Source organism: Oligella ureolytica DSM 18253, assembly GCF_000373745.1.
Classification (GTDB): Bacteria; Pseudomonadota; Gammaproteobacteria; order Burkholderiales; family Burkholderiaceae_B; genus Oligella; species Oligella ureolytica.
The window spans coordinates 18711-34191 of sequence record NZ_KB892303.1; the positions used below are offsets into that span (position 1 = coordinate 18711).

General features: G+C 42.7%; 17 protein-coding genes and 1 pseudogene. 13 read left to right on the forward strand and 5 right to left on the reverse strand.

All coding sequences use genetic code 11. From position 1 onward, the window contains the following. Positions 1–4 precede the first annotated feature (4 nt). The gene (locus B092_RS0107385; protein ID WP_018574620.1) at positions 5–1441 is read right to left on the reverse strand and encodes a DUF3375 domain-containing protein; all 1437 of its coding nucleotides are present in this window, start codon (positions 1439–1441) and stop codon (positions 5–7) included. A gap of 326 nt (positions 1442–1767) precedes the next feature. Between B092_RS0107385 and B092_RS13935 the strand changes: the two genes are divergently transcribed. Both B092_RS13935 and B092_RS0107395 read left to right on the forward strand, forming a co-directional pair. Continuing rightward, positions 1768–2298: a DUF6932 family protein gene (locus tag B092_RS13935; protein WP_373994268.1), complete on the forward strand. Its 531-nt coding sequence runs from the start codon at positions 1768–1770 to the stop codon at positions 2296–2298. Next, positions 2288–3226, forward strand: a complete 939-nt coding sequence (locus tag B092_RS0107395) for a hypothetical protein (protein WP_018574622.1) — start codon at positions 2288–2290, stop codon at positions 3224–3226. Before B092_RS13935 ends, B092_RS0107395 begins: the two co-directional genes overlap by 11 nt. A 284-nt stretch (positions 3227–3510) precedes the next feature. On the opposite strand, the gene B092_RS16035 is transcribed toward B092_RS0107395, so the two are convergent. After that, entirely contained in the window at positions 3511–3633 is a 123-nt protein-coding gene (locus B092_RS16035) for a hypothetical protein (RefSeq protein WP_255313341.1), read from the reverse strand. 292 nt (positions 3634–3925) lie between these two features. Between B092_RS16035 and B092_RS0107405 the strand changes: the two genes are divergently transcribed. Beyond that, positions 3926–4129: a dodecin gene (locus B092_RS0107405; RefSeq protein WP_018574624.1), complete on the forward strand. Its 204-nt coding sequence runs from the start codon at positions 3926–3928 to the stop codon at positions 4127–4129. A gap of 91 nt (positions 4130–4220) precedes the next feature. Here B092_RS0107405 and B092_RS0107410 read toward each other — a convergent pair whose 3' ends face one another. Further along, the gene (locus B092_RS0107410) at positions 4221–4805 is read right to left on the reverse strand and encodes a hypothetical protein (RefSeq protein WP_018574625.1); all 585 of its coding nucleotides are present in this window, start codon (positions 4803–4805) and stop codon (positions 4221–4223) included. A gap of 169 nt (positions 4806–4974) precedes the next feature. On the opposite strand from B092_RS0107410, the gene cls reads away from it, so the two are divergent. Further along, positions 4975–6375 (forward strand): cardiolipin synthase, encoded by a 1401-nt coding sequence (gene cls / locus B092_RS0107415; protein ID WP_018574626.1) that lies wholly within the window; start codon positions 4975–4977, stop codon positions 6373–6375. 35 nt (positions 6376–6410) lie between these two features. On the opposite strand, the gene B092_RS15380 is transcribed toward cls, so the two are convergent. Together B092_RS15380 and B092_RS0107425 are read right to left on the reverse strand one after the other, a co-directional pair. Beyond that, positions 6411–6593 carry a hypothetical protein gene (locus B092_RS15380; RefSeq protein ID WP_147277842.1) on the reverse strand — a complete coding sequence of 61 codons (183 nt, stop codon included), beginning with the start codon at positions 6591–6593 and terminating at the stop codon, positions 6411–6413. Between the two features lie 520 nt (positions 6594–7113). Further along, entirely contained in the window at positions 7114–7542 is a 429-nt protein-coding gene (locus B092_RS0107425) for a hypothetical protein (protein ID WP_026253663.1), read from the reverse strand. Between the two features lie 213 nt (positions 7543–7755). Here B092_RS0107425 and B092_RS15705 point away from each other — a divergent pair, with 213 nt between their 5' ends. The 9 genes and pseudogenes from B092_RS15705 to B092_RS0107470 form a co-directional block, all read left to right on the forward strand. Further along, entirely contained in the window at positions 7756–8325 is a 570-nt protein-coding gene (locus B092_RS15705; RefSeq protein WP_018574628.1) for a virulence RhuM family protein, read from the forward strand. 21 nt (positions 8326–8346) lie between these two features. Continuing rightward, a pseudogene (locus B092_RS15710) lies at positions 8347–8664 on the forward strand (type II toxin-antitoxin system death-on-curing family toxin); the annotation flags it as partial. Positions 8665–9387: 723 nt separating this feature from the next. Then, complete coding sequence (locus tag B092_RS0107440) at positions 9388–10341, forward strand: tripartite tricarboxylate transporter substrate binding protein (RefSeq protein ID WP_018574630.1); 954 nt, start codon at positions 9388–9390, stop codon at positions 10339–10341. Continuing rightward, complete coding sequence (locus B092_RS0107445) at positions 10332–10799, forward strand: tripartite tricarboxylate transporter TctB family protein (RefSeq protein WP_018574631.1); 468 nt, start codon at positions 10332–10334, stop codon at positions 10797–10799. The genes B092_RS0107440 and B092_RS0107445 overlap by 10 nt, the downstream gene beginning before the upstream one ends. Next, complete coding sequence (locus B092_RS0107450) at positions 10799–12283, forward strand: tripartite tricarboxylate transporter permease (protein WP_018574632.1); 1485 nt, start codon at positions 10799–10801, stop codon at positions 12281–12283. Before B092_RS0107445 ends, B092_RS0107450 begins: the two co-directional genes overlap by 1 nt. 20 nt (positions 12284–12303) lie before the next feature. Beyond that, a complete protein-coding gene (locus B092_RS0107455; RefSeq protein WP_018574633.1) occupies positions 12304–13737 on the forward strand; it encodes an aldehyde dehydrogenase in 1434 nt (477 codons plus the stop codon). 20 nt (positions 13738–13757) lie between these two features. Then, entirely contained in the window at positions 13758–14654 is an 897-nt protein-coding gene (locus B092_RS0107460; RefSeq protein WP_018574634.1) for an NAD(P)-dependent oxidoreductase, read from the forward strand. Beyond that, positions 14644–15120: a LysR family transcriptional regulator gene (locus B092_RS13945; protein WP_018574635.1), complete on the forward strand. Its 477-nt coding sequence runs from the start codon at positions 14644–14646 to the stop codon at positions 15118–15120. The genes B092_RS0107460 and B092_RS13945 overlap by 11 nt, the downstream gene beginning before the upstream one ends. Positions 15121–15150: 30 nt before the next feature. Further along, the coding region (locus tag B092_RS0107470; protein WP_018574636.1) for a transposase at positions 15151–15481 on the forward strand (331 nt) is incomplete at its 3' end.

Genomic DNA, 15481 nt, shown 5'->3' on the forward strand with positions numbered 1-15481 from the left:
CAATTCATTGGCTAAAAATAATCAGAGGTACGCTGGCACGGCGTTGTATACCTTGACTATCGTACCAGCTAATTAATTGTGTTTGGTCTTCATCAAACGAGCAGTGGCTGTTAGCAGTCGCTAACTCTAGCCATGCAATCAGTTCGGCTAAGCCTTGCTGGAGCGGATAGTGCTCAAGCAAATCGCCCAAGTTGATGTGTGCTTGATGGCGTAGAGCACGGCGCAGACTTTCTTCTAGGCGAGACTTGTCCACATAGATCTGGTTGAAGAGTGCATCGGCATTGTTGTCGGTGGTTCCTTCAACCAGTAGCTGTGTATTTATGCGTGGCTTTAGTGGTGGGCTATATAAGGGGCGATCTAGCGGCAGGTTTAGCTTTACCTGTACATCGTCCAGACTGATGATGTCTCCATCTGGTGGCTGTTGGCGCAAATTTAATGCCTTACCTTCAATATTGCGCAGCAAATTCATGATGCGCTTGTTTTCCAGCCAAGCCTGGTCATCAAGGTAACGGCGCAACTGTTCGGACAGGCGAGCTACCGTACGCTGTGCCGCTTCGCCGGCTTTTAGCCATTCGTAATGAATACGTAGCAGGCGACGATCGGGTTCCAAACTTTGTACCGCTGGCATGTCGAAGACGGTTTGTAATAGCCTCGATAGCTCTTCTTGCCGTGACGGTGACATCAGAAATTCCCAGAAAGCGCGAAAACTACGCCCTTGATCTGAGTCTGCAATGGCATCACGCTCGCCGAAGAACTCCTCTAGTAGCGCGCCTTTTCCACCTTCCCATGTTGCAATGCCTTCGCGTACTTCACGATCCAGATTACGAAAGTTTTGTTCAATTTCACGGAAGTCGGAAAGTAGGCTGTCGGCGCTGTTGCTAACCTCAAGAAAGCGTTCGCGTACTCGAGTCGCATCCATTAGATCAACTTGACCAGTCTTGATTCTGGCAATTTCAGCATCAATCGTTGCTTTGCGCTTTTCGAGTTCGGCTATGCGTGTTTCAGGATTGGTTTCACTGCCATCTACGACCTGGCGCAGCAGATCAAAAATGGCCAACAGGCGAGATTCGGTACCAACAAACTGTCGTTTGCCTAAGTTGTTTAGCCATTCAATGACTTTTTCTGTGGCTACAGTTAGTTCATAGTGGGCTTCATCGCTACCTGTTTGGTAAAACTTGCGCAACCAGCCATTGCTGTTGTCGGCCCAGTCATCCAAGTAGGCGCTAGCAGAACGAGGAAAGAGTGTTTCACCAAAGTTTTGGTGCAGACTGTAAATCAGGTCGTCAAGTTTTGAGGCTAGGGTTGTCTGTTCTAAGCTACGCAAGTTGGGTGCAACAAACGTCTGTTGAAGAAAGCTGATGATGAGAGGTGCATTGTCGGCTCGCAGCAACCGCCAAGCAGGGTGATGCTGGCGTAGTGAGACAAGTTGCATGTAATCCATGGGTGCTAGTGATTCTAATATTGGATGAGAATAATATATTAGTTAATCTTAGCAGATTCTCTATTCTAAGCGTACGGTAGGCACCGATTGAAGAATGAATTAAGGGGGCGTTACAGTGTCAGATTAAGTCGGAACTAATACAAGGCGATATGGTATGACAAACACCGACAAAGCCCCGAGTCTTATGTAGAGACTACGCTTTAGAACGGGTGTTTAGGGTATACTATTACTATAATCTGTGTGCTTTTTTATATCTTGTGAACTAATAAATAATGACTTAACTACGTTTGCCTGAATGAAATAGTCAAGGTTTTCTACCAGCAATACTGCCAGGTGAGGCAGGTCATAGTCTTAACCGTTCGCCTTATGCTATTAGCTGTATCGAATTGGTTGAACGCTTTGGAAGCAGTATCAAGCGCCTAGAGATTTTGCAGGGATTTTTGAATTATAGAAAAAATCTGCATATGTTAGGTCTTGTGCAAGGAGTGCAGTGGCTAGATGGCAGCTTTGTTGAGAGTATTGAGGTGCTAGAAGGTCGCGCTCCAAATGATATTGATGTCGTTACTTTTGCTAATATGCCAGAGGGTGAAAGTCAAAAAAGTTTATTAGATAGTAATAGTTCTCTATTTATACCCACTGCTATTAGGCAAACTTATAAAGTAGATGGCTATTGTATTTTTTTAGACGGCCAAGCAAATCAGAACTTTATTAAGCAGGTCACCTATTGGTACAGTATGTGGTCACATACCAGAAGTAAACAATGGAAAGGATTTCTTCAGTTAGACCTAAATAATACGAATGACGATCAAGCTTTTGAGTCACTAAGCTCTTTGTGGGAGAGTGTTGATGAACAATAATCGGACATACATTCAAGCTGAAATAAGTCAATTACAAGATATACTCACAAGTATCAGTGAGGATGCTGTTATTGAGCGCCTAGGGTATGAACATAGACTTAGTGAGCTTACACAAAAACTTGAAAAAAAAGCTCCAAGCATAGAAGCTAAAACATTTAATCTTACTTTCCAAGGTGAACCCGTTGATGGCAGTAGCGGTATAGCTGCGAGTTTTGCTAGCAAAGCAACAGATTTGTTTTCTGATGCATACGATATGATTGTCGCTGCTTTAAATGGTAATTTAGGTGATGCATCTTCAGGGCCAGTTGTAGATAAAAATAAGTATGGACTATTGATTAAAAATATTGCTGTAGGCTCATTCGGTTTTCAGTTTCAATTACCAACAGAAACTCCAGACTTGCTTGAAGATATTCCTGTTACTGAAAAAGCCATACATAAGATTGAGAATATACTTAGAGTGGCTGCTGAGGAAGATGATAAAAATATAGCAGATGCCATCGATGAAATACCCCCTAGAGCTATTAAGAAGATTTACTCTTTTTTAGAGCAACTAGAAAAAAATAAAGCTTGGTGCGGCCTTAGTTTTGATAAATATAAGTTTCAGTTTAAGAGTTTAGAACAATTAAGTCAGGCAGCATTACACCTTAAAGAAGATAATATTACAGAAACTGAACAAAGTTTTAACGGTACTTTGTTAGGTCTTTTGCCTGCTTCAAAGGTGTTTGAATTTAAAATTGGCGAGACTGATAAAATAATTAAAGGAAAAATAAGTCCTGAATTTAAAGATGTAGACTCAATTTGTCAGAAATGGCTTTTTAAAAAATCAATAATAGACTGCAAATTGGTTATTGTAGGTAAAGGGACTCCGAGGTATACACTTATTGATATTAAAGATGTTCTGATAAGTCATGAGAATCCTTCCCTATAACTAAAGCAGTTAGAGATGGAAGGGGAGGACCATACCACTAATAAGTTGTGTTAAAACGGGGGATTACCTGGAGACGGGCGAAAAGCTTTTGGAGAAATTAGATTATTCACTTAGAAAGACTAAGTAGATTTTATAAGGGCTAGGTTTAAGATCTAGCCTTTTTTACTTTCTCAAATAGCTCTTGTTTCCTGAATCAGTTAAGCAATACTTACCGCCTCTAGGATCGGTGCAGTAGTTGCCGCTCCTGCAGGAACAGCCTTGTTGTCCTCCAACTGCTGCAAAGCCTAATGAACTACCGGTACTTCCACCGCCGTCACCGCCATGTTCGCGGGAGCAGTTTTTCCTGGATTGACTAGCGGAGCCGTCGTTGCACACGAAGATGGCTCCTTGGCAATGTGATATGCCACCTTTCTTACCACTACAGGGCTTATTACCTCTGGCTTCGGCGTCGCTAAATGCTATTGCAAAAATGACAATAAAGAGAGCGCTAATGATGTTTTTCATGAGTGGTTTAAAAGCAATAAGTGATTATGTAGTTAAGTTTAGATTAACCTCAGACTTATTGATAAATACAATTTATATTAAAACTAGTTTATTATAAAGTGTATTTTATAGCAAGACATCTCCTACAGCTGTACTTGTTACGCCCATGCAAAAAGCTTAAGATGAAAATTCACCTATTAAAAGGAGGCTTTTGTGATGAGTCATACTTATAAGCAAATTGAGATTGTTGGCTCATCCACTACTAGCATAGAAGATGCGGTCAGCTCGGCCATTGCTAAGGCAAGCGAGACAATTCGCAATATTCAGTGGTTTGAGGTAGTTGAAACGCGAGGGCATGTCAGTGATGACAAAGTAGCCTACTGGCAAGTTTCAGTAAAACTAGGATTTACCCTAGAATAATGACGGCAATTTGACCGTACTTTTTCTTATTATAAGAGTCGCTATTAGCGGCTTCTTTCATTTAATTTACACGGATGACTTCTTCCCCGTGCTAGACCATTCGCAGTACTTCAAAAAAATCACGATAGATATTCGCCTTTTTCTCCAAGGCTAGGGGATAGGCTCGGGATGAGGAGGGTAAGCGATATAAATCGAGTGTTCTGCCATTAAACTGGGTGGTGCTAGTTACACCTATTCTGGGTGTTTTGGTTGTTGGTGGCAATAATGAGACCAGGGTGGTTGTGGCTAACTCACCGGTGGTCATGATAGCGTGGCAGTCAGGTATTTGAGCGAGCAATTGACTTAAGTTCACTGGTTCAACAATTTGCAATGATTTGTCTGCGGCATTACCTTCTAAACGAATTATCTGCTGCGCCGTGTCACTGATGGCGATGCCTTTATGGTATAAAAAATCCCGTATCAACTCTTCATTAAAATCTTTAGCATCTGATTTAAGAAAATAGTTTTTATCTTCAAAAAACACCAAACCATAAATTCGCCACATATCATTTTGCAGATTAGGATAATAAAAATCCATTTTCCAACGATTGCGTGGAGGTGGAAAGGAACCCAGCATTAGTAAGGAGGCATGAGGTGGTGCAAAAGGAGGTAATGGATGGGTTTCGATAGGAAGCATGGTGAAGAAAAAAGCTGCTATTAGAAGGGGGCGCTAGGAGTTATGCGCTATCCTCGTATATTAACATAGACCTCAGAAAACTGATTTTTTAGGTGTACGGTGATTTTGTTTGTTCATTCACTGTTATCCTATGTATCGTGCTTATACGTACTAAGAGGAGTTTAATTTTATGTGGTTGATTGTCCACATCATTATTATTGTGATCTTGTCAATTCGCGTTGCGCTTCGGCCACGTCGAGATCCTTCGTCGCGCATTGCATGGATCCTTTTCATTGCCGCTTTGCCTTATATAGGGGCTTTAGCCTATTTGATGCTAGGAGAGGTGCGGCCTAGTGGTTTTCGACAAAAAGAACTCGGCACCACTGTACAAGACTTGAACCAACAACAGGATGAAGCCTCTATTAACGATTTGGCAGCACCGGCTTTTGCAATTGCCAAGTCAATAAGTGGTTTTATACCGGTTGGGGGTAATACGGGGCAGTTACTCGACGATTCCAATGCCACTATTGAAGCACTCGTTGCCGATATTGATGCGGCTACAGATCATGTACATCTGCTTTTTTACATTTGGCTTTCTGACAACAATGGACTCAAGGTTGTGGAAGCTTTGGTGCGTGCGGCTCAGCGTGGGGTTGCATGTCGGGTGATCGTTGATGATCTGGGTTCACGGAGCTTTATACACAGTAAGCACTGGTTAGCGATGCAGCAAGCCGGTGTATGTTTGGCCCGTGCCCAACAGATTGGTAATCTGATGATGCGCATCCTTAAAGGACGAGTTGATGTCCGTAATCACCGCAAGATAATGGTGATTGATAATTGGGTGACCTATTGTGGAAGTCAAAACTGTGCTGATCCTGAATTTAGGGTTAAAGCAAAATATGCCCCATGGGTTGATGCGGTTATTCGCTTTGAGGGTCCTGTTGCACGTCAGAATCAGCAGCTGTTTTTGGCTGACTGGCTAAGCTGCACAGGAGAGGATTTGCGTAGTTTGGCGCAGCAGCCTATACATCAATGCCAACAGGGTTTTCCGGCTCAGGCTATAGGGACAGGCCCAGAGAGTACCTATTCTGCAATGCCGGAGTTGTTCGCAACCTTAATGTTCAGTGCTAAGCAAGAACTGGTACTGACGACACCATACTATGTGCCGGATGACTTTATGCAAGCTTCACTCTGCGCGAGTGCTCGGCGTGGTGTCGCTACGACCCTTATTTTACCGGCTCGTAATGACAATAAATTTGTGGGTGCGACTAGCCGTAGTTATTATTCCGAGTTGTTGGGTGCGGGAGTGTGCATTTATGAGTACGTTGGTGGCTTGTTGCACAGCAAGACCTTGACTGTTGACGGTGAGTTAAGCTTAATTGGTTCAGCCAATATGGACCGACGTAGCTTTGATCTGAATTTTGAGAATAATATTTTGTTTCAAGACAGGGAGTTGACACAGGAACTACGCAGCCGACAAGAAAAGTATATCGCACAATCATTGCCGATCTCCCAAACTGATGTGGCTGCTTGGAGCTGGCCACATCGACTTCGTAATAACCTTTTAGCAATGCTGAGCCCTATTTTATGATGGTTTACGCAGCAGCTAATCATCTCATTTATATTTTAAGGTAATTGTAGATTAGATTCGGGTAACCAGCTTGACGGGCTGAAGTCATGTCCCCCATGGCGGTAGGCTTCCAGCGCAGCATCATAAATAGTGGTGGCTGTAGTCACTAATTGAGAGACGGCTTGATGGCTGCTAAGTGCTGTTCGCAGCATACTGGAAGCGGCAATAATTTCCCGCACGGCTCTTTGTTGATGTTTTTCGTAAATCTCAGTTGCTTTGTTAGTTTCGAAGTGAGCATCTCTTAAACGTGCCGCACGAATACCGCCATCGCTGTCAGAAGCTCTTGATAGGCAATTTATTGATTGCCTTGGCTAGCAGTTTGTCGTAGTTTTGCTTGAACTACTTGTTACTTAGCTTGTGCGCTTTCCACTTCGGTCGCAAGATCCGCTTGGCGCTCTTGTTCTACCGCATGTAATATCTGTTGTGCATTTTTCAGTGCTTGGTTGGCAATGTTTATTTGAGCGTTGACACCAACATAGTAGCAAGAAGCATTAGTAACGTCATGAATGATCTTTTTGTGAGTGCCATTAATAGTACATTAGCGGCAAAAGAGAGATGCTTGGCGCCTTCGACAAGCGCTTTGCGTTGACCGAAGTCAAAAATTAGCCATTCTAGCGTCAAGACAGGGGCTATACCGTTGAGTTCGGTGTCAATCCTGTGGTCCCCGGGCAAGAGTTTCAAAGCAGTATGTGTTTCTTGCTAACCTACGAACACATTGGCAGACAATTGTGACAAGAAGGTTGCCTCAATAATACCAACTGCTAAAGCAGCCTGCCTTGCCTGATTCCAGGCAATACGTGTCTCGGGATTTTCACGTTGTGCAATATCGATAAGCTCCGGTAAATTGTATGAGCGTTTACTACTAATATCCGGCGCCGGTGGCAAGTTTGACGCTTCCGGTAGAGCAGGCACTGAAAACTCTGCAGTAATCCCGGAACTGCCTGTGGTAGAAGTAGAAGTTGTAGTCTCTTCGCTTTTGGGTTGCCATGGCTTATCGGGTTTTATGAGCGCACGTTTTAGTGCCTCACTAGCGCAGCCCGATAACATTGCGCTGATTGCCAATACAATAAAAGAGGTGCAGACAATAGCGTGAGAGCGGGTACGTGAAGTTGTCAGTTTAATCATCATTGGCTCGTATTCAATAATTGTTTCATTTGCCCAATTACATCAAGTATGCAGGTAAAAGTATTAAGCTTATGAAACGTCAAAGTAAAAACTAAAGTAAAAGAGATGCTGCTGAATGATGTAACGCAACAAATTCAAATTTTTACTAGTTCCGATGGTCAAGCACAGCTTAGCGTGGCGCTAGAGCAGGATACCGTATGACTAAGTCAGGTGCAAATGGCAGAGCTTTTTGATACATCGACAGATAACATAAGCTTGCACTTAAAAAATATCTATCAAGAAAGTGAATTGAATGAAAATCCAATTACCGAGGATTTCTCGGTAGTTCGTCAAGAGGGTAAAAGACAGGTACAGCGCCGCATAAAACACTACAATCTCGATGCCATTATTTCAGTAGGTTATCGAGTAAGCTCCAAGCGCGCAACGCAGTTCCGACTATGGGCGACTCGAATATTAAAACAGCATTTGGTTGAAGGATACAGCTTAAATCAGCGCAGGCTGCAGGAGCGAGGAATTGAGTTTGAACAAGCATTAACTCTACTTTCACGGACTCTTGGTAACCAGCAGCTTGTTAATATGGAAGGCGAAGCCGTGCTATCAGTTATTAACGATTATGCTCGCAGTTGGAGTTTGTTACAGGGCTATGATGAACAAAGTTTAAGTTCACTTACAAATCGACAAAGTGATATGCAGCGACTAGAGTTGGACGATGTGCTTATTGCCATCGCTGAACTGAAAAAAGCTTTGATCGCTAAGGGCGAAGCAACTGAACTCTTCGGTCAATGACGAGGTGAGGGCTTAGCATCAGCCTTGGCTACCATTGAGCAAGGCTTTGGGGATGAGCTGTTTTATCCTAACGTTGCTAGTAGCGCCGCACACCTTCTTTATTTTATTATCAAAAATCACCCATTTGCCGATGAAAATAAACGTACAGGGTCATTTTTGTTTTTGTGGCATTTACGGGTTAATCAACATTTATTAAACAAACCCGTGGAGCAATTGGTTAATGATAATACTTTGGTTGCATTGGCTTTATTAGTTGCAGAGAGCTTAGCTGAGCAAAAGGAACTCATGATTCATCTGGTTGAACATTTTATTTTACTCAAAAAAGACATGAAAGATTGAGTGGAGATCTGTCGGTACAGAGCGACAATTATGTCGTCTGGCGCATTGACTCATATCCAAATGTTACCCAATTAATTGTAGTTGCCTCACCAATTAGTTACTTAAAACACCTCATGAAATAGCTTAATTAAACGTTTCTTCTGATTTATATCCTACTTTAAATTACTGCGATTTTGTGGGGGTATTACCCTCAAATGAGGTTGACATGTTCCGCCTGATTTTATGAGGGCTTCGCTCGTATCAACAAAATTAGGATTGCTTGTCGTTGTTATAAAAATGCTATGACTATGCAGCTGGTTTTAAACTATGAGGTTTGTGGATAGTTAGTATTAAGCTAATAGATAAGTGTTTTATTTCGTCAGAAGTTCTTATCTAATAAAGATTAAAATATTCAAACTATTTAAGTTGAAATGTCTAATTACTTACTGTGATTCAGTAGAGTAGTAAAAACGTCCTAAATAACAATCTATAAGGTGTTGATTTTTATGTGAAATTTAAATTTCAACAAATAGGCTAGTTTAATTTAAAAATTTATCGTAACTTATACGAGCTATATTTACTATAAATATCCTTATGATTAATTAGTGGAAACCCTAATTAATTAATAGCAGAAGACTATTAATCAGAATGTTTTTCTATTTGTTTAAAGTAAGTTCTTATGTGAGAATTATTAAAAACAAATACAAGTAATAATCTTTTTTTATCCTAATGGAGACCAAACAAATGATAAAAAAAATCACTACCTCAATTGCAATCGGTGTGTCCTTGTTTTCAACGCCAGTTTTAGCTGAGTGGCCTGAGAAGCCAATCGAATTGTTAGTTGCTTATGGTGCTGGTGGCGGCACTGATGTAACGGCAAGAACTGTGCAGTCGTTACTAGAGAAGGAATTAGGTCGTCCTGTGATTGTTGTTAATAGACCAGGTGCTGCAGGTGAGGTGGGGCATGGTGCGTTAGCAAAAGCGAAGTCTGATGGTTACACTGCTGGAATCATTAATTTACCTCCGATGTTGACAATTCCTATCACCAAAGAACGTTCTGCGTTTCAGGCAGAGGAAATTATTCCTGTTGCAAATCTAGTACGAGATCCGTCGGCAATTTCAGTCCCTGCAAATAGTCAGTTTCAAACGTTGGATGACTTAATTGCTTTTGCTAGGGAGAATCCTGGTGCGGTGACTATTGCTACTACCGGTGTGGGTACTGATGACCACCTGGCGATGAGTTACTTAGCTAAAAGTGCAGATGTTAAGTTTACTCATGTTCCTTTTGCGTCGGCTGGCGCTGCTCGCACCGCTTTGATGGGAAATCATGTGGGTGCTGCTGCTCTTAATTTGGGTGAGGCTATGCCTAATATGGAGGAGGGGCAAGTGCGTGTGTTAGCGCATTTTGGTTCTGAGGCTTCTACTTTGGCGCCTGAAATTCCAACAGCTAAGTCATTAGGTTATGACGTGGAGATGTCGTCGGAGCGTGGTATCGGTTTACCTGCTGGCACTAGTGATGAGATTGTGCAAAAACTAGCTTCCGCCTTAGAAAAGGTAGCAAATAATGAAGAGTTTATTGAGCGTAATCATGAGCTATATACAGAGGTTTATTTTATGCCTACTGAAGAATTTAAAAAGCATGTGGAAAAGCTTGAAGCTGATTATAAAACTATGTGGAATGAGTCGCCATGGCAGTAGATAAAGAAATTGAGTCTCAGAAGTTTGTCAGTTTACGCGAAAGGTTGATTGTTACCGTTATTGTTGGGTTGTTTGGTGCTGTTGTGTTTTGGGAGGGAACACGACAGGTTGAAGATAGTGCCATTTATCCCTTAGTGGTAGGTGCAGCAATCATGGTTTTATCGTTATTTTCTATTCTTGGAATTCGGATTAAACCGTTGTTGTTTACGGATGAGGCTCCGTTAAAAACTGGTTTTTTAGGATTGGTCTTGGTAGGGGTTTTTATTGCTTTATCTGCCAGCATTGGTTTTTTGACGGCTAGTTTATTGTTTTTACCAGCAATGGCATATCTTGGTGGTGAGAGACGTAAGTTAGCTATTTTGCTAGGAACTATTGTGTTTATTATCGGGGCTTATCTAGTCTTTAACCTGATGTTTTCTCATCCGTTTCCTGCTGAGTTAATTTTTGGAGAGCTGTAATGTCAGAGGTTATGGCTGGTTTGCCTCATGCATTGATGCTAAGTAGTGTTTTAGCAATGTTAATTGGTACTGCGGCTGGGATTTTAATTGGTGCTATTCCTGGTCTAACTGCCACCCTAGCGATGGCCTTGTTATTACCTTTTACTTATGCAATGCCCCCTTTAGTGGCGTTAGGTATGATGGCGGGAATTTACAATGGCTCGATGTATGGCGGTGCTATTCCTGCTATTTTGATGAAAATACCAGGTACGCCCTCTGCAGTGGCGACTACTTTTGATGGTTATCCTTTAACGCAAGCAGGGCGTGCTAAATATGCCTTACAGCTAGCTTTGGCGTCTTCTACTATGGGGTCGATTATTAGTGCATTAGCTTTAATGGTAATTGCACCGCCCTTAGTTAGCTTAGCGTTGCGTTTTGGTCCAGTTGAGTATTTTTGGGTGGCCATTTTTGGTTTGACAAGCGTCTCTTTGTTATTAGAAGGGGCGCCAGCAAGAGGCTTAACTTCAGCCATGATTGGTGTTGCTATAGGATTAGTCGGTATGGATGTGATTACTGGCTCTGAGCGATTGGTGTTTGGTGTTCGTCATGTTGCAGGTGGCATCAATTTGGCGGTGATGCTGACAGGACTTTTCGCTGTCCCTCCTGCGCTTGCTATGCTGAGTGCTAAGAAAATCAAAGGTGAGGGAACTGCTTTGTCTGGTGTTGGGCTGAAAATTTCTGAGGCCTTATATTACTTGAAGACGTGGATACGATCTGGACTTATTGGCGTGATTGTTGGGATTATGCCTGGCGCAGGGGGTAATTTGGCGGGTATTTTAAGCTATGCAGAAGAAAAACGCAGCGCCAAAGATTCATCTCAGTTTGGTAAGGGCGATCCGCGGGGGCTTGCCGCTTCAGAGTGTGCTAATAATGCGGATAATGCGTCTTCATTAATTCCAACCTTGGCGCTTGGGGTGCCAGGTAACTCAGTAGCTGCACTTATTATGGGTGCCATGTTGATACAAGGCTTAAATCCTGGTCCTGCTCTATTTAGTCAATCGGGTGATGTTGTCTATGGCTTCATGTGGCAAATGATGATGACGGCATTCTTTATGTTTGCTTTAGGATTAATTGGGGCAAAACTTCTAGTTAATATGCTGAAAATCCCATCTGCATTACTTGCGCCAATGATTTTAATTGTTTGTTCGTTGGGGACATATGCATCTACTAACTCCATGGCTGATGTTTGGCTGATGCTGGGTTTCGGTGTAATGGGCTATGTTCTATCGCGTAATGGTTATCCGATGGCACCTATTGTACTGGGGGCAATTTTAGGTCCGTTAGCGGAATCATCGTTTCGTCAAGGTTTACTGATTTCGCAAGGTGATGCTTTATTCTTTTTCTCTTCCCCAATCTCTTTGGTTTTGGTTGCTACTATTGTCAGTATTTTAATGCTACCTCTTTTTAGGAGTATTAGGGCAAGACAAAAAAATGTATCTATATAAGTTATGTGTAAGGAATTTTAATGGCATTAACTGAAAATAATCAATTAATTAGTATTAATCCTGCAGACGGTCAGGAGGTAGGGCGTGTCCAGTTAACTAGTTTGGACGAGTTACAACAAATTGTTGAAATAGCGCATGCTGCTTATGAAAACTCTGGCTGGAAAGAGCGCTTACCACATCAAAAATCAGAGGTTTTGAGAAAAATCGCTGATGGATTATTAGCAAAAAAAGAGTTTTTAGCTAATTTGCAAATGAAAGACAATGGGAAGCCTTTGGCTGAGTGCCGATCTATGGTCGATTATGCGGTAGGTGCTTTTCGATATTATGCTTCGGCTATTGAAACTTTAGAGACAGAAGTAACGCCACCACGTGGTGATTATGTGTCGATGACGGTTTTGGAGCCATTTGGAGTGGTGGCGGCTATTACTCCTTGGAACTCACCGATTATGAATGATGCAACGAAAGTAGCGCCGGCATTAGCTGCGGGTAATGCCGTCATTCTAAAACCTTCAGAAGAATCGCCTTTATTGGCGCCGGAGTTAGCCAAAATTGCTCTTGAGGCTGGTTTACCAGAGGGATTGTTGCAGGTGGTCCAAGGATTTGGCCATGATTTAGGCTCAGCACTTGTTGAGCACCCACATGTGCGCATGGTCACTTTTACGGGTGGCACTAACACGGGTCGGTTGATCGGAGAGGCTGCGGGAAGGAAAATTATTCCTGTTGCTTTAGAGCTTGGTGGAAAGTCGCCACATATTGTTTTTGAAGATGCAGATTTAGAGCATGCCGTTGCTGCTGTAGTGTCAGGTATTTTTGGTTCGGCCGGTCAATCTTGTGTGGCTGGTTCGCGGCTCTTTGTACAAGAAAGTGTCTATGAGCAAGTATTAACAGCGGTTGTCGAAAGGACTAAGAAAATTATAGTTGGTGCTCCTGATATGAATGGAGTAGAAGTCGGTCCTCTAGCGTCTTTTGAGCATAGGGAGAGAGTAAAGCAGTTTGTAGAGCGTGCACGTAAAGAGGGTGGATCGATCTTATGTGGAGGTCAGGAACCAGATGACGAGCGTCTAAAGCAAGGTGCTTACTATTTACCCACGATTATAGAGGGCCTGAGCAATCAGTCATTAACTTGTCAAGAAGAGGCTTTTGGTCCAGTTTTAGTGGTATTGCCATTTAAAGATGAGACGGACTTAATTAAGCAGGCGAATGACACCGACTTTGGCTTAGCATGTGGCATTTGGTCTCAAAACTTTAAGAAGGCATGGCGTGTAGGCCGAGCATTAGAAGCCGGTTCAGTATGGATCAATACGTATAAGCAATCGGTAACTACTACGCCGTTTGGCGGTTTTAAAGATAGCGGAATTGGTCGTGAAAAAGGTCTTAATGGATTGAAAATTTACACGCAAACAAAAAGTATGTTTTTTGGTTTGCACAAAAATCCCTTACCACTAGCGAAATAATCATAGGAATGGAAGAATCTATGGAAAAAGATGTAAATGTAGCTCTGTACGGCTTAGGCACGATGGGGATGGAGGTTGCGATTAGACTTGCTAATCGCTTTAAGGGACTACAAGTCTCGGACCTTAATCATGTAGCTGTAGAGCATGCTCAATCAAATTTTAGTGCTCGCCCAATTACTAGTCCTGAGGATTTAAAAAACACCGATTTCGTGGTGCTTTGTTTGCCTTCACCCAAAGCAACTCAGAGTGTTTTAGAGCAAATTGCCCCTGCTTTAAAAAAAGAAGCCATTATTATTGAATTGTCTACAGTTAATCCTCAAGATATTGAGGCGTCTGCACATTATTTAGCGAATTATGGTTTGGAGATTATTGATGCGTCGTTAATGGCTGGTGTCAGCCAGATGCGAGCGGGTAGTGCGACGTTATTAGTAGGTGGTGAAGATAAGGTTATTGAGTCCAGTAAAGTCGTCTTGGATGCTATCGCAACAAAACAAATGATTTTTGGGCCGAGAGGTAGTGGTGCAGCCGCAAAAGTAATTAATAATGCCTTAGCGCACGCTGTTATGGTTGTTTTAGCTGAAGCCGGTGCCATGGCATCTGCTTCTAAGGTGTCAATTGATAAGTTGATTGAGCTATGGAAGGATCCGCAGATGGGGATTCAGAGGCCATTGACGCACCGTTTGGCAGAGCGTATCCTAAACGAAGACTATGGTGGTGGCATGCCTATGGATGCCGCGTGCAAGGATTCACATTTGGCGTTATCTTTAGCTCAATCAAGTGGCGTTCCTTTGTTTGCTATTCAGGCATGTCACAGCGTTTATGAGATGGCTGTAGCTTCGGGGCTAGCGCGTGATGATTATGCTGCCGTAGCTAAGCTTTGGACTCAATGGGGTACCCCAATTAGGAATGATCTATAACATTAAGTACCGACCGCTTAAGGCTTTCTTATTAGCTACTGAAGCGGGTTCTTTTACTAAGGCGGCTGAGTTGCTAGGGGTGACTCAGCCGTCTTTTAGTGCCTTAATTAGGGACCTCGAAGAAACCTTAGGCTTGGTGCTGTTTGAGCGGACAACGCGTAGAGTGTCACTGACCGCCGAAGGGATTTTCTTTTGTGGTCAAATTAAGCATTCTATCGCGGATCTAGAGCAGGCTTATCGTAATATGCTTGATCTATCCGGTACGCAGCGTAACTCATTGGTGCTTGGTGCTTTGCCATCGACTGCATTGACATTATTACCTAATACATTGGGCGAGTTAAGAAAGACGCAACCCGCCTTGAGGATTAGAGTGGTAGAAGCGCACAATGATGATTTAATCACTATGGTACGGACAAGTCCCCCCTCTGTCACACTAGTTGTCCGATCATCTGATTTTTACATTTGATTCATTTGAGGGAGCGGTTAGTGTCTTACAATGTCATCTTACAGCCCAGAATTTAAAGCGCAGATCGTTAAAAAAATGATGCCACCGAATAACCTAAGCGTGGCTCAAATTAGCCGAGAAAGTGGTATTCACGTATCAACTTTATATAGTTGGAAAAAACAGCTACAAGCGAGAGGATTTGTTGTGCCTGCAAAAAAATCACGCCCTGACCAATGGGATACCAAGACGAAGTTAGCCGTTATTATTCAAACGGCCAGTATGAACGAGGCCGAGCGGTCGAGTTATTGCCGCGAGCATGGCTTGTATCCCGAGCAGCTTGATGCATGGAAAGCCGCCTTCGAAGCCGTTGATATGGCAGACG

Coding starts and splice junctions, on each gene's coding strand:
- B092_RS0107445 (WP_018574631.1), top strand. CDS start 10,332: ATGGCAGTAGATAAAGAAATTGAGTCTCAGAAGTTTGTCAGTTTACGC.
- B092_RS0107460 (WP_018574634.1), top strand. CDS start 13,758: ATGGAAAAAGATGTAAATGTAGCTCTGTACGGCTTAGGCACGATGGGG.
- B092_RS0107455 (WP_018574633.1), top strand. CDS start 12,304: ATGGCATTAACTGAAAATAATCAATTAATTAGTATTAATCCTGCAGAC.
- B092_RS0107385 (WP_018574620.1), bottom strand. CDS start 1,441: ATGGATTACATGCAACTTGTCTCACTACGCCAGCATCACCCTGCTTGG.
- cls (WP_018574626.1), top strand. CDS start 4,975: ATGTGGTTGATTGTCCACATCATTATTATTGTGATCTTGTCAATTCGC.
- B092_RS0107395 (WP_018574622.1), top strand. CDS start 2,288: ATGAACAATAATCGGACATACATTCAAGCTGAAATAAGTCAATTACAA.
- B092_RS0107450 (WP_018574632.1), top strand. CDS start 10,799: ATGTCAGAGGTTATGGCTGGTTTGCCTCATGCATTGATGCTAAGTAGT.
- B092_RS0107440 (WP_018574630.1), top strand. CDS start 9,388: ATGATAAAAAAAATCACTACCTCAATTGCAATCGGTGTGTCCTTGTTT.
- B092_RS15705 (WP_018574628.1), top strand. CDS start 7,756: ATGGCAGAGCTTTTTGATACATCGACAGATAACATAAGCTTGCACTTA.
- B092_RS0107410 (WP_018574625.1), bottom strand. CDS start 4,805: ATGCTTCCTATCGAAACCCATCCATTACCTCCTTTTGCACCACCTCAT.
- B092_RS0107405 (WP_018574624.1), top strand. CDS start 3,926: ATGAGTCATACTTATAAGCAAATTGAGATTGTTGGCTCATCCACTACT.
- B092_RS13945 (WP_018574635.1), top strand. CDS start 14,644: ATGATCTATAACATTAAGTACCGACCGCTTAAGGCTTTCTTATTAGCT.
- B092_RS0107425 (WP_026253663.1), bottom strand. CDS start 7,542: ATGATGATTAAACTGACAACTTCACGTACCCGCTCTCACGCTATTGTC.